This window comes from Arsukibacterium indicum (assembly GCF_019100565.1).
GTDB lineage: Bacteria > Pseudomonadota > Gammaproteobacteria > Enterobacterales > Alteromonadaceae > Alishewanella > Alishewanella indicum.
The window spans coordinates 133,544-146,391 of the sequence record NZ_JAHRID010000007.1 but is presented as its reverse complement, the minus strand read 5'-3'; the positions used below and the strand labels follow the sequence as shown (position 1 = coordinate 146,391).

Annotated in this window: 12 protein-coding genes; 8 read left to right on the top strand and 4 right to left on the bottom strand. The window is 51.6% G+C overall.

Annotation, left to right across the window (positions count from 1 at the left end; genetic code table 11):
• Positions 1-57: 57 nt before the first annotated feature.
• The 3 genes from KQY15_RS14700 to KQY15_RS14690 form a co-directional block, all read right to left on the bottom strand.
• Positions 58-804, bottom strand: a complete 747-nt coding sequence (locus tag KQY15_RS14700) for a hypothetical protein (RefSeq protein WP_217670475.1) — start codon at positions 802-804, stop codon at positions 58-60.
• Positions 805-935: 131 nt separating this feature from the next.
• Entirely contained in the window at positions 936-1,550 is a 615-nt protein-coding gene (locus KQY15_RS14695; protein WP_217670473.1) for an FMN-binding negative transcriptional regulator, read from the bottom strand.
• A 3-nt stretch (positions 1,551-1,553) separates the two neighbouring features.
• Positions 1,554-1,952: a GNAT family N-acetyltransferase gene (locus KQY15_RS14690; RefSeq protein ID WP_217670471.1), complete on the bottom strand. Its 399-nt coding sequence runs from the start codon at positions 1,950-1,952 to the stop codon at positions 1,554-1,556.
• A gap of 121 nt (positions 1,953-2,073) precedes the next feature.
• Between KQY15_RS14690 and pdxR the strand changes: the two genes are divergently transcribed.
• The 5 genes from pdxR to KQY15_RS14665 all read left to right on the top strand — a co-directional run bounded on the left by pdxR (position 2,074) and on the right by KQY15_RS14665 (position 8,084).
• Positions 2,074-3,504, top strand: a complete 1,431-nt coding sequence (pdxR, locus tag KQY15_RS14685; protein ID WP_217670469.1) for a MocR-like pyridoxine biosynthesis transcription factor PdxR — start codon at positions 2,074-2,076, stop codon at positions 3,502-3,504.
• 83 nt (positions 3,505-3,587) lie between these two features.
• A complete protein-coding gene (locus tag KQY15_RS14680; RefSeq protein WP_217670467.1) occupies positions 3,588-5,723 on the top strand; it encodes a TonB-dependent siderophore receptor in 2,136 nt (711 codons plus the stop codon).
• 1 nt (position 5,724) lies between these two features.
• Entirely contained in the window at positions 5,725-6,876 is a 1,152-nt protein-coding gene (locus KQY15_RS14675; protein ID WP_217670465.1) for a PepSY-associated TM helix domain-containing protein, read from the top strand.
• Positions 6,863-7,333, top strand: a complete 471-nt coding sequence (locus KQY15_RS14670; RefSeq protein WP_217670463.1) for a PA2404 family protein — start codon at positions 6,863-6,865, stop codon at positions 7,331-7,333. The genes KQY15_RS14675 and KQY15_RS14670 overlap by 14 nt, the downstream gene beginning before the upstream one ends.
• An 88-nt stretch (positions 7,334-7,421) precedes the next feature.
• On the top strand, positions 7,422-8,084 hold the full coding sequence (locus KQY15_RS14665; protein WP_217670461.1) for an SDR family oxidoreductase: 663 nt from the start codon (positions 7,422-7,424) through the stop codon (positions 8,082-8,084).
• Between the two features lie 95 nt (positions 8,085-8,179).
• Here the strand turns inward: KQY15_RS14665 and KQY15_RS14660 are convergent, their stop codons facing one another.
• Positions 8,180-8,710 carry a hypothetical protein gene (locus KQY15_RS14660; RefSeq protein ID WP_217670459.1) on the bottom strand — a complete coding sequence of 177 codons (531 nt, stop codon included), beginning with the start codon at positions 8,708-8,710 and terminating at the stop codon, positions 8,180-8,182.
• A 274-nt stretch (positions 8,711-8,984) separates the two neighbouring features.
• Between KQY15_RS14660 and KQY15_RS14655 the strand changes: the two genes are divergently transcribed.
• The 3 genes from KQY15_RS14655 (at position 8,985) to KQY15_RS14645 (ending at position 12,808) form a co-directional block, all read left to right on the top strand.
• A complete protein-coding gene (locus KQY15_RS14655; protein WP_217670457.1) occupies positions 8,985-10,367 on the top strand; it encodes a sensor histidine kinase in 1,383 nt (460 codons plus the stop codon).
• Complete coding sequence (locus KQY15_RS14650) at positions 10,364-11,707, top strand: sigma-54-dependent transcriptional regulator (protein WP_217670455.1); 1,344 nt, start codon at positions 10,364-10,366, stop codon at positions 11,705-11,707. The genes KQY15_RS14655 and KQY15_RS14650 overlap by 4 nt, the downstream gene beginning before the upstream one ends.
• Before the next feature lie 87 nt (positions 11,708-11,794).
• Entirely contained in the window at positions 11,795-12,808 is a 1,014-nt protein-coding gene (locus KQY15_RS14645; protein WP_217670453.1) for a DUF3137 domain-containing protein, read from the top strand.
• The last annotated feature ends 40 nt before the right edge of the window (positions 12,809-12,848 follow it).

Sequence of the window (12,848 nt, the reverse complement as noted above, 5' to 3'; positions counted from 1 at the left end):
AAAAGCGACAAGGCGCCAATAGCGCCTTGCTGTTAGTGTTGATTGACCCAAGGGTTGTTACTTAGCGTCGTTGCCAGACCAGGTATGGGTAACCTCACCTTTACTATTGATAAACTGTAACTGCACTTCATCGTTCTCGTCTACATAAAACATAGCGCGCGGCGAGCCATCTTTAGCAAACAAGAACAGGCCATTGTTTTGTGACGCTGTTTTGCCAAGCAAAATACGTGGTGCACCACCAATTAAACCCTGTTGCTCATATTCAGCGATTTTTGCCTGTCGCTCTGCACGGTTACTTATTGTTGCCAGCTCGCGCATAATTTCACGGGTGCGGTCTTGTGTTTCAAACTCCGGGCGGTCGTTAAATGTTAAACCTGATCTAACTATGCGCCTGTCTCCGCGCTTTTCATCCACCGTTAACAGCTGCATCACCTGATCACCGTTATATTTGTCAAATGTCAGTGACATACCCGCACTATGGCCCTGCTCATTTTTACTGCCATCGTAAATAAAGCCACCAGCTTCGGTACCTTCTTCATTAAAAAACAACATGCCACTGCGCTTTTTCCTGTCTTCATTCAACACCTTGCCATTAACCTCTTCAGTAACAGGAAAACGCGCGGTATTGGTCAGCAACATTTTTACGGTACCATCGGCTTCAATTATATTTAGCCGCTCAACCGATAAGGTTTCAAAATGCCCGTGGTTTTCGGCTTTCATTCCTGTGGTTAAGATAACAGCAGACAACGCCAGACACGCCACAACGGCACCGCGTAATACTCTGATTTCATTTTGAATTTTCATAGTTACATCTCTTTTTTGTTTAAGATGCAACCAGTATTAAAGTTAAGCGAAAGTAACGCAAAAGCTGTCTGACCAACTAAGGAAAACCACTGCTAAACTAAGGAAAATATGCCCATAACCTGCCCAATATCCTAACCCGCTCCCAACTGCAACTGCTGCATCAGTGCAGCCAGCGCTTGCGCTTCAGGCTCCGGGTTTGCACTTAACGCGGCAAATACTCCCTGTTGATCAGCAACACTTCTGTGCTGGCCCAGCTTAAGCTTGCCACTAAATTCGGTAATGTTGACTTTTACCCCGACAATGCCTGCAGCCAGTTTTTGCTGATAAACGTTCGGCATTTTAACCATCGCAGCGGCCACATCGGGCTCGTACTTAGCCACCTGCTGTGCGAGGTTCGCGATAGTTGCCGCTTCAGCCAGTAATTCGGCCTGGCCCTGGACCTGGGCAACGGCATAGTTCCAGGTGGGCACCGCTAGTTCGCTGTAATACCAGCGCGGCGAAATATAAGCTTGCGGGCCGGTAAATGTTATCAGCACCTGTTGCTTCTCTAACTGTCGCCAGTGCGGGTTTTGCCGGGCAATATGGCCATAAAGCACGCCATGCTCACCTTCATCCCGCTGAAGTAGCCAGGGCAAATGGCTGCAGAAAAAAGGCGTACTTATAAGAGTGCCAAAACTGTGTTGTTCAATAAAATCATGCAGCGCATTTTTATCGGCAAAGACCATTTGCGGCGGGCAATACAGCATCGCTTACTCCTTGCGGGCTATCGCAAAGGCATTATTCAGTGGGCTGAAACCGACCTTCGGGTAATATTCCATCGCCGATGGCGCGCTAAGCAGTAATTGCTGAACCTGTGGCCCGGTAACCCGCTGTACCTCAGCCAGCAGCCTGGCGCCGATGCCCTGTTGCTGACAGGCTTTATCCACCAGCAAATCGGCGATATACACCACAAAGTTATAATCGGTTAAGCAGCGGGCCAGCCCTACCAGTTGGTTATCCTGGCGCGCCGTAATAATTAAATTAGCGTGCTTCAACATACCCTGCATCCGCTCAGGTTGATGAGTCGGCCGGTTAATGCCTGATGCAACATACAAGGCAATCGCCTCGTCCAGCTGAACTTCAGTGACCACCGAAAAAGCTACTGACATTGCATTTCTCCTGTTGTGCTTATTGCTATTGTCTCCGGCGCTATTGCACCGTTAAACTGGCTTGCTATAAATAACCAGTTTTGACAAATAGAGCAGTCCAGTTGACCAAAGAGGGATGTTTATGCCACGCCTGAATACCGATGCAATACAGTTAACTGGTTGCGGCGGGCTTTATCAGCAGCTGTATCTGAGTATGCGCCAATTGTTGCTGAGTGGCCGCTGGCCAGCCGGCGCTTTGCTGCCGTCAGAACGGCAACTGGCTGCCGATTTGGCGCTTAGCCGCAGTACGGTACAACAGGCTCTGCAGCAACTGGTCGCAGAGGGTTACATTGAAGCACAACAGGGTCGGGGCTATCAGATTGTCGAGGCATTGCCGGATGGTTTCTTTAGCGCCAGCGCCACTGCAGTAGCAGCCAGCATTGGCTTAGCCGCGCAAGATTATGGCTTAACCGCCAAAACACCAGGCTACAGCGGCCATTTGCAACCCGGCGTAGCCAATGTGCAGCACTTCCCGTTCAGGCTGTGGCAGCAATTGCTGCAACGTCATGCTAACCGCACGGTGTTATGTGGTATGGCTGATCCATCAGGTTACCCGCTGCTGCGACAAGCGCTGGTACAGTATCTGCGCCAGTCGCGGCAACTGGTCTGTGACGAGAACACGATACTGATCACGGCCGGCGCCCAGCAGGCATTATTTATCGCCGCCAAACTGGTTGCCGCCAGTCAGCAAGCGGTCTTGATGGAATCGCCGGGCTATCCCAGACTGAAACAGGCATTGCAACTGGCAGAACTGAATATTGGCTTTGTGCCGGCAGCCGGTGCGACCGGTCTGGATCCTACTCAACTACCTGACAATGCTAATACCAAAGCATTGTTTTTAACCCCATCTCATCAATACCCTTGTGGCGGAATTATGCCGCTAAGCCAGCGGCTGGCGTTACTGAGCTGGGCCCGCGCTGAGCACTGCTGGCTGGTGGAAGATGACTATGACAGCGAGTTTCAGTACCGGCACCGGCCGATCGCCAGTTTACAGGGGCTGGCTAACGGCCAGGGTGTACTGTTTGCCGGCTCCTTCAGTAAAACCCTGTTCCCGGCACTTAGGCTGGGGTATCTGGTGGTGCCCGCTGAACTTGCCGGCCGCGCCAGTGCCATTTTGCAGGCACTGCAGGGCGATGTACCGTTGCTGCCGCAGGCTGTACTGGCCGATTTTATCAGTGAGGGGCACTTTAACCGTCATCTGCGCAAAATGCGCCGCGTCTATCAGCAGCAAAAGCAACTGGCAATGCAATTGCTGCAACAGCATTTTCCGGCAGCTACTTTACTGGCGCAGGATGCCGGGCTGCATCTGACCCTGCTGTTGCCGGGCCTGACTGATGATGTTGCATTGTGTCAGTACCTGAACCAGCATGGCTTTAAAGTGCAGCCCTTCAGCCGTTACTGTTTTTTAAACGAGCCGCAGCGGGGCCTGGTGATTGGAATTGCCGATGCGGATGAAGCCCGGCTAATCCAATTAATCGGCCTGCTGAAAGCGCAGCTGCTGCCTTGTTCCTGAAATAATATTTAATACCACAGATATTAATAGTATTGATAATCGTTATCATTTCTGTATGATCATCGCCAATTCCGGAGGTGAGTATGCAGTTAACTATGAATAAATTAAAACTGGCATTGGCCGTACAACTGGCCTGTCTGCCAGCAGCAGCCTTAGCGGCAGATGTGGCAAAAAATAATGAAAAAACCATTGAAACTATTACCGTGCGTGGTCAGTACACGGTAAATGAAACCATTGATACCGCCACCGGCCTGGGGTTAACCCTGCTGGAAACCCCGCAATCCGTCAGTGTGATGACAGCGCAGCGGATTAAAGATTTAGATATCAGTTCAATTGCCGATGCGGTAACGCAAACGCCGGGGCTGACATCAAAATCCTTTGACAGCACCCGTAATACTTTCAGTGCCCGTGGTTTTGACATCGATAAATTTCAGCTGGACGGCGTACCTATGGCCTGGAGCCTGGCCGGTGACTCCGGTGAAACCATAACCGATGTCGCCATTTATGAGCGGATAGAAGTGGTGCGCGGCGCCACCGGTCTGCTGACCGGCGTTGGTGAGCCCTCAGCCTCTATTAACCTGGTGCGCAAACATGCCAATGCCCGTGAGCTTACGGGTAGCGTTAATGGCGGTATTGGCAGTTGGAATAAGCGTTTTCTGACTACCGATGTCAGCACACCGCTGACAGCCGATGGTAATGTACGCGCCCGCATCGTTGCTAAAAAAGAGCTTAGCGACAGCTTTCGTGATTTGGCAAAAGACGACAAAACCGTATTGTACGGGGTGCTGGATGCCGATTTAAGCAACAGCATGACGTTAAGCCTTGGTAGCAGCTATCAGGACAATGATCCCACCGCTTCCACCTGGGGTGCACTGCCCCCGCTGTTTACTGACGACACCCCAACTAACTGGGACAGAGCCACTACCACCGCTGCCGACTGGACCCGCTGGGATTCGACCAGCAAAAACCACTTTGTCAGTTTAATCCAGCAATTTAATAACGGCTGGCAGCTGAAAGTTAACCTGAACCACAATAAAAATACCGCCGATACCCGCCTGCTCTATATTTATGGCGCAGCTGACAAAGACAGCGGCACCGGGTTGCTGGCCTGGCCGTACAATAGCGCTGGTTTCAGTAAACAAACCAGCGTCGATATTCAGTTGCAGGGCAGTTACAACTTGCTTGGCCGTGAGCATGAATTTGTTGTCGGTGCGTTAGACAGCCGGCAACAATCTGAAGTGCAGACCTATGCCGCGCTGGTATGGCCTGGCACCGGTAACTTTTATCAGTGGGATGGCAGTGTAGCCGAGCCGGATTGGGCCACTACACCGGAACAGGCAGTTAATCTGGATACCGATCAGGCTGGTTTTTATGCTGCAACCCGCTTTGCTATCACTAAGCAACTTAAGCTGATTGCCGGTGGCCGTTACACCGAGTGGCAACGTGCCGGTATCAACTACGGTGCTGCCCTGAATTTTGGCGATGATAAGTTTGTGCCCTATGTTGGCTTAACCTGGCAGGTTGCCGGCAACCATATTTTGTATGCCAGCCATACCGAGATTTTTACCCCGCAAAATGCCTATGATCGCAACGGCAACTTCCTGGATGCCGTTGTTGGCAGCAATCAGGAAATCGGCGCCAAAAGCAGCTTCCTCGACGGCGCACTGCAAACCGCTGTTGCCGTGTTTCGGATTGAACAGGATAACCTGGCACAGGCAGACAATGACTACAATGATCCGGCGAATAACTTCTTCCCGTCGTTTGCTGCCCGCGGTGCAGAAAGTAAAGGTTTTGAACTTGAACTGATAGGCCAGGTTAACCAAAGCTGGAATATCAGCGCCGGCTATTCGCAGTTTACTGCTGAAGACCGTGATGGCGCAGACATTAATGTTAACCATCCGCGCAAAAAGCTCAATCTGTTTACGACCTATGAATTTACTAACGCGCTGGCGGGGCTGACGGTTGGCGGCGGTTTAAGCTGGGAGAGCGAGTCGTACAGTGATCCCCTGCCGCTGCTGTTAAGCGAGCGAACCTATCAGGTAACCCAGGACAGCTTTGTGCTGGCTAACCTGATGGCGCGTTATCAGATTAATCCGCAATTCTCGGTACAGCTGAACGTGCAAAACCTGTTTGATGAAACCTATTACAACGGTTTAACCCAACAGTATAACTATGGTGCACCACGTAACTTCAGCCTTGGCGTAACCTGGTCGTTCTAACATGGCAAAACTCAGCAATCGTTTCTGGTTTCAATTACATGGCTGGTTTTCGCTGCCGATCTGGCTGATTTTCTGCTTTGTCTGCTTAACCGGCACAATAGCGGTGTTCAGCCATGAGTTAACCTGGTTAACCAATCCGGCGGCCCGCGCCAGCAACCCGGATAACCTGCCGGCCAAACCGGTAGCCGAGTTGGTTGCTACCGTGCAACAGGCTTATCCGACGGCCGATGTTGGCAGTGTGATGCTGTTTGAACCCTATCTGGTCAATGCCGTTATGTTTACCGACCACGACAAGCCGTTTGCCATTGCCTACGTAAACCAGTTCAGCGGCGAAATTCAGCAGATTAATGAAGGCATGACCTTTATTAACTTTATGCGCAGTTTACATGGCTGGTTGTTGTTTCCCTGGCAAAGCGGCTACAGCGTGGGTTATTACCTGGTATCGGCAATGGCGATCGTGATGCTGGGCGCCTTAATCACCGGCCTGATTATTTACAAAAATTTCTGGCGCAGCTTTACCCAGCCAAGAATTCGTTTAAATCAGGGCAAAAAAACCGTGCTGGCTGATTTGCACCGCTTAGCAGGTGTCTGGTCACTCTGGTTTTTAATGGTGATGAGTGCCACCGGCCTGTGGTATTTAGTGCAGGCGGTCATGTGGCATGCCGATATTGATATCGAGCCGCATGCCCCGCTGGTAGCTTCTGAGCAACTACCAGCAACTCCACAAGCACCCATGGTCAGTTTTGCTGACGCAATGCAGATAGCACAGCAACGTTTTCCCGATTTTCAACCGAGCTTTTTAATGTTGCCGGAGCATAACCGCGGCATGTATACCCTGATGGGCGGCGGAGACCATATTTTTTATGATCAGTACTCTTACAACCTGAGCATTAACCCCTGGACCGGTGAGATTGCCCATGAAAAATCGCCAGCAACGATGACCGCGCTGCAAACAGTAATGCATATTGCCGACCCATTACACTACGGCACCCTTGGCGGGATCTGGACCAAAGCCATCTGGTTTTTATTTGGTTTATTATTATCGGGCATGTCGATCACCGGCTTTATGATCTGGGGCAACCGCACAGTGAAAGCTGTGCGTGAAAGCCGCATGGCAGCACATATGCAGGAGATTCCTGATGGCGCGCAGTAATACTTTCTGGCAACGACATAAGTTTAAGTTAAATGGTCTGGTGTTACTGCTGCCAATCTGGTTTTTGTACGAATCACTGACCCCGGAATTTCCACCGGCCTGGCCGGCCCAGCAGCTGGGGCAGTTTGAAATTGCGCCGATGCCGCTAGATTTAAAACCGCCATACGCCCACCACGACCAGTACGTAAAAGACTTTTTACTGATGTTTAACCATGGCGACATTGCCAGCATCCGCCAGGGTTATCTGAATATCGGCCCTGCGCCGCTGCCATTGGCAGAACTGCAACAGCATGAAGAGGGAATTTTACATGGCAGCCGCCATGGCCAGCATGTGCATGCCATCGCCCCCCCGCAACTGGCAGTCACCGATAAAGTCTGGCTGACCCTGCAAACCTGGCAGGGCGAGGTGCTGACGACCAGCTGGCCGTTGCCTGCACAATTACTGGCAGCAGAATAAGCTGCAGCCGTTAACCACAACCTTGAATTGTCGTGGCAGTGACCGGATATCCTGTTTATCGTTTGAGTAAAATAACAGGAGCAGCACTATGCAACATATTGTGATTACCGGCGGTAATAAAGGAATTGGTCTGGCGCTGGTGAAGCAGTACCTGGCAAATGGCGATAAGGTATCGGTGCTTTGCCGCCAGCCCTCAGCCGAGCTGGCCGATTTGGATCTGACCCTCTACAGTGGTGTTGAACTGAGTGAGCCGGAGAAAATAAAAGAAATTGCGGCTAAATTCGCCGATAACAGCATCGATATACTGATTAACAACGCTGGCATTTTCTGCAATGAAACTCTGGATAATTTTAACGACGAAACCATTTTAAAGCAGTTTCAGGTAAACAGTATTGCCCCTTTGCTGCTCAGCCAGCAGCTGCTGGGCGCACTTAAAGACGGTGGCAAAATAGCGATGATCACCAGCCGGATGGGCTCTATCAGCGATAACAGCTCCGGCAGTTATTATGGCTACCGGATGGCCAAAGCGGCATTAAATGCCGGCAGTATGTCGCTGGCCAAAGATCTGGCGCCACGCAACATCAGTGTTGGCATTTACCACCCCGGTTATGTGCAGACTGAGATGGTTGGCTACGGCGGCGATATCAGCCCTGATGAAGCCGCCCGCCGTTTAAGCGGCCTGATAAGCGAACTAAGCCCGGCTAACAGCGGCAAGTTTTACCACAGCAATGGCAGCGAGTTACCCTGGTAAGCGTTAAAAAGCCGGCCCGGATTAGCGGGCCGGCAACACGGCAGTGGTTGGGAGATCAAAGCCGGTAACCAGGGTTTTCCAATACACCGTTACGGTTAATGCTTTGAATCCAGCAACGCCTGCAATTGTTGCAACTGCTCTTTAGTAAGCTCGGCGTTTTCCAGCAAATGCTTAATAGCGCTGAAGCTGTGTTCACCCGCTTCCCGCTGAATTTCAATGTGCATTAACTTCGCATGTTCACCAGCCTGACGGTGAATTTCAATCAGTTGCTGCTCCTCGACAGCCTCACCCTGCTTGCGGATAACAATATGCTGGATCCCATCATGGTCCTGCCAGCTGACTTTTGGTGGATGTGGCGGCATTGGCGGTACAGGCGGTGCCGAAGCCAATAATTTTTCCAGTTTATGTTGCTGCTCAGGCTCCAGCGTGGCGATGAACTGTTGCCACTCGTCACTGTCACGCCAGTTTTCGCCACTAAAACGCCACTCTTTTTTCTCACCGTCCTGCATTACCACAATCCGGGTTTCATGCGCTTTCTCTGGCGCGGGCTGTTCTGCCTGAGCCTGAGGTAAAGCACAGCCCGTTAAAAACGCAATTAAAGCGGCATTGACCATTATCATTTTCATCGTGTTGCTCCTTTGAATCCATCATTCGCAAAATGCACTTTATCAATGAAAGTTTAATGCCACTATTTTTAATGTTTTAAATCAAGAACTTGCAACAACTGCCAACCAATACATCCCGATATCAGCTGCTATACATCCCGATATCGGGATAATTCGTCCGCTAATCACCTGCCGTTGCCGACCATTAGCAGCCGGGCTCTTGCAGTCATTGGCTTTGGCAAACTGGCACAGGGGTTGTAAGCTAAGCACTATTAGCATTATTGAGAGCGGCAGTATGTCAATTCGCTGGGCATTGAGTTTAGGCATAATTTTTCTGTTATTGGCGATGGCAGCCAGCCAGATTTGGCTGGTACGGCTTTTTCAGGGCCAGATTGAGCAGCAAATCAGCAGTAGTAGTTCAGAAATAACCCGGGTAGTGCTGGCACAAACCGCGGATCAGCTGGAAACCATAATCCGAAGACCACCACCACCACCTGCACCGCCATTACCGGCCAGAGGTGAGACACCTGGCGGGCAGGCCGCACCGCGCGAGCACAAGGTAAAAATTATTGAGATTGAAAAAAATGGCCGGCAGCTGAACATTGAAGCACTGACTGACATTAACTGGCAGCAGGAGCAGCATGCGGTGGAGCATTTACTACAGCAAATTGCCGCTGAAAAACTGCAGGACCGCGCTGAACAGTTACACCGCAGCGGCCGTTATAATCAGGCAGAGCCACTTATTGCTGAATTTACCCAATACACCATGCTGCTGATTGCCGCCAGCACCGCACTGGCCATGTTAATTGCGCTCTGGCTGGGCCACCGGCTTATCCAGCCACTGCAGCGGTTGGTAGCAGGTTTTAAACAGTTACAACAGGGGCAGCTTGGCCAGCAGGTGACCACAACAGGTTTAGCAGAATACCGCTATGTCAGTGAGCAGTTTAACAAGATGAGCAGCCAGCTGGCCGCATTAGCGGCCCAGGCAGAGCAGCATCAGCAGCAACAGCATCTGGCAGAGTTAGGTGAAATAAGCCGTGGTATGGTGCATGCGCTGCGCAACCCTATTCACACCTTAAGTTTACTGCTGGAACAGGTTGCCAGCAGTGACGATCCGGCTTTGCGCCAGCGTTTAAGTGAACAGGCCGAGCAGAAAATGCAGCATATCAACCGCAACCTGACGGCAATGCTAACGTTAAGCTGTGCCGATATTGATCGCAGCCAACCGGTATTGCTGCAAAATGTGCTGGATGATTTGCTGCTGGAATTCAGTAACGGCCAGTTGCAATTCAGCCTCAGCGGCGATAGCCAGGCCCGGGTGGCCGGCGCCGAAGCCGAATTACGCAGTATTTTTCATACACTGCTGGCCAATGCGGTTGAAGCCTCTGGTGGCAAAGGCCAGATTAGCATCGATGTGCAAACCACAGCGCAGCAGGTGCAGGTAACGATTTGCGATGACGGCCCAGGGCTTAGTGCCGATATTGTGCCGCGACTATTTAGCCCGCATTGCTCCAGTAAGGCAGATGGTGCCGGCATGGGGCTGTACATCAGCAGCCGTTTGCTGAAGCTGTATTATCAGGGGTCGATTGAACTGAAAAACCGGCCGCAGGGCGGTTGCTGCGCTATTGTCACTCTTAGCGAGGCATCTGGCGGAGCCACTACCGGAGCAATGCAATGACAGCGACTATCCTGCTGGTAGAAGATGATAACGAACAGCGCCAGCTGCTTGGCAAGCTATTGCAGGGTGAGCAGTATCAGGTATTCAGCGCCGCAACCGTGGAAGATGCGCTGGTGCTGCTAAAACAGCAGCCACAAATTGAGCTGGTATTCAGCGACTGGAAACTGGGTAATTACACCGGCTTAACGATTTTAAATTATGTACGTAGCAACCTGCCGGAACTGGGCTTTGTGGTGGCGACGGCCTATGGCTCGGTCAGCCATGCGGTCGAGGCTATCCAGGCCGGGGCCGATGACTACTTAACCAAGCCTTTTAAACGCCAGGAACTGCTGCTGGCCGTTAGCAAGGGCTTAACCGCCAAGCGGCTGCGCAGCCAGAACCGCCAGTTAAGCCAGCAGCTAAGCGAGCAACGCCAGCTGGTCGATTTAATTGGTAAAGCGCCCTGCATGCAGCAGTTGTTTCAGCGGATTAACCGGGTATCGAACAGCGATGCTACGGTGCTGATCAGTGGCGAAAGCGGCACCGGCAAAGAGTTGGCAGCCCGGGCGCTGCATCAGCTGTCGTCGCGCTGCAAAGGGCCGTTTATTGCCATTAACTGTGGCGCCATCCCCGAGCAACTGGCTGAAGCAGAGTTGTTTGGCGCGGAAAAAGGCGCCTACACCGGTGCCCATCAGGCGAAAGCCGGTAAGTTTGAAGCGGCAGCCGGCGGCACCTTATTTCTGGATGAAGTGGCCGAGTTGCCGTTAAGCCTGCAGGCGAAACTGTTGCGTCTGTTGCAGGAAGGCAAAGTTACCCGGCTGGGCAGCCATCAGGAGATCACCCTGGATGTGCGGTTAATCGCCGCCAGCCATCAGGATCTTTCCCAGGCTGTGCAGGACGGGCGCTTTCGGGAAGATTTATACTACCGGTTAAATGTGGTGCCCCTGCATATGCCGGCTCTGCGTCAGCGTACCGAGGATATTCCGCAGTTAATTCAGCATTTTCTGCAAATAAGTCAGCAGCGCTATCAGCTGTCGGCACCGGCGTTAACCAAAACCACTATGAAACAACTAATGGATTACCCCTGGCCGGGTAATGTGCGGGAACTGGCTAACCGGATTGAACGCTTCGTATTACTGGGCGATGAGCAGGAGTTGCTGGCGGGATTAACCAGCAGTACAGTGGGTACCGGCCAGTTTGTATTGCCGGCAGAGGGACTGAACTGGCAGCAACATGAACGCGACTGTCTGCAACAGGCCCTTAACCGTGCCGGTGGTAACAAAGCCCAGGCAGCTAAATTGTTGCAACTGCCTTATAAAACTTTGTTGTACCGCCTGGAAAAATACCAGCTGGCAGGTTGAAATAACGTAAGCGGCCGGCGCAGCAATGCAGGTATACTTTGCAAATTTCGCCGCTTTTGATTATGTTGCCAGCTCCACGGAGGGCAAATGTCAGCTTTTCAACATAATAAAACCTTAGCCGCCGCGCTGGCGCAGGTAAAACGGCAAAGTCAGACTCTGCACAGCAAAGCAGAATTACTGAAATTGCTTGATAAACTGGCCGTATTACCACAACCAATACGTTATCATCATCTGCCGCTATGGCTTTGCAGTGCAGGCTTAGTTGCCGGTGCTCTCGGCTGCATGTGGCTTTATCATTACCTGGTTGAACTTACCTGGCTGCCGGCCATCGGCTGGACCTTGCTTGGTCTTAGCCTGCTGCCGCTGATAATTATCGGCTGGCGCTATGCCGGCCTGAAAAAACTGGGCCGGCAGCTTTACTGGCACAATGCACTTTTGGACAACCAGCTGCAATTACTGCGCCCGGGACAGTGGCCAGACAGCCGCAGCTGGCAACAGCAGTTTGCCGAGTTTGACCGTGGCAACCACAAGCGCGAGTTTAAGCAAATTATCGCCGGGCATTATGTCGGTGAAGAGCACCAGTTTGACTATCATTACTGGCATTTTCACTACGTTGACCGACGCACGGTAACCAGTACTAACAGTAAAGGCCAGGTTCGAACCCGCACCGAGTATACTCATTACGACCGCTATGGCTTAATGCTGCCCTTTCGTTATGTGCAAAACCTGTTTATCTGCGCCTTTGCGCCAAGCGGTATAAATGGCGAAAAATACCAGAGTGATTCGGGCCGTTTTAATAAAATATTTAAAGTGCGTGCCAGCGAGCAAATGCAGGCGGCGCGCTTTTTAAAGCCGGCGGCAGTCGTAGCACTGGAAGACTTAGCCGGCCAGTTGCGCCAGCTTAACCTGGAGTTCAGTGCTGATGGCACGCTCTGCATTAGTTTCGCCAATGCTGATCTGCTGGATGCCCAGCCACCCTGTGGCCTGGATCAGTTAAGCCGGTTCCGGCAAAGCATTGAGCAAGCAACAGCCCTGCCAAAATTGCAACAAACACTGGCGGCCGTTCATCAGTTAATGCGACACTCAGACTCAAACTTTTAACGATAAAACATTTACTTATTTAGCGCAGCAGGAGCAACAG

Bases quoted from the DNA above. Each gene is read 5' to 3' on its own strand.
- KQY15_RS14700 (WP_217670475.1), bottom strand. From the start codon at position 804: ATGAAAATTCAAAATGAAATCAGAGTATTACGCGGTGCCGTTGTGGCG.
- KQY15_RS14695 (WP_217670473.1), bottom strand. From the start codon at position 1,550: ATGCTGTATTGCCCGCCGCAAATGGTCTTTGCCGATAAAAATGCGCTG.
- KQY15_RS14690 (WP_217670471.1), bottom strand. From the start codon at position 1,952: ATGTCAGTAGCTTTTTCGGTGGTCACTGAAGTTCAGCTGGACGAGGCG.
- pdxR (WP_217670469.1), top strand. From the start codon at position 2,074: ATGCCACGCCTGAATACCGATGCAATACAGTTAACTGGTTGCGGCGGG.
- KQY15_RS14680 (WP_217670467.1), top strand. From the start codon at position 3,588: ATGCAGTTAACTATGAATAAATTAAAACTGGCATTGGCCGTACAACTG.
- KQY15_RS14675 (WP_217670465.1), top strand. From the start codon at position 5,725: ATGGCAAAACTCAGCAATCGTTTCTGGTTTCAATTACATGGCTGGTTT.
- KQY15_RS14670 (WP_217670463.1), top strand. From the start codon at position 6,863: ATGGCGCGCAGTAATACTTTCTGGCAACGACATAAGTTTAAGTTAAAT.
- KQY15_RS14665 (WP_217670461.1), top strand. From the start codon at position 7,422: ATGCAACATATTGTGATTACCGGCGGTAATAAAGGAATTGGTCTGGCG.
- KQY15_RS14660 (WP_217670459.1), bottom strand. From the start codon at position 8,710: ATGAAAATGATAATGGTCAATGCCGCTTTAATTGCGTTTTTAACGGGC.
- KQY15_RS14655 (WP_217670457.1), top strand. From the start codon at position 8,985: ATGTCAATTCGCTGGGCATTGAGTTTAGGCATAATTTTTCTGTTATTG.
- KQY15_RS14650 (WP_217670455.1), top strand. From the start codon at position 10,364: ATGACAGCGACTATCCTGCTGGTAGAAGATGATAACGAACAGCGCCAG.
- KQY15_RS14645 (WP_217670453.1), top strand. From the start codon at position 11,795: ATGTCAGCTTTTCAACATAATAAAACCTTAGCCGCCGCGCTGGCGCAG.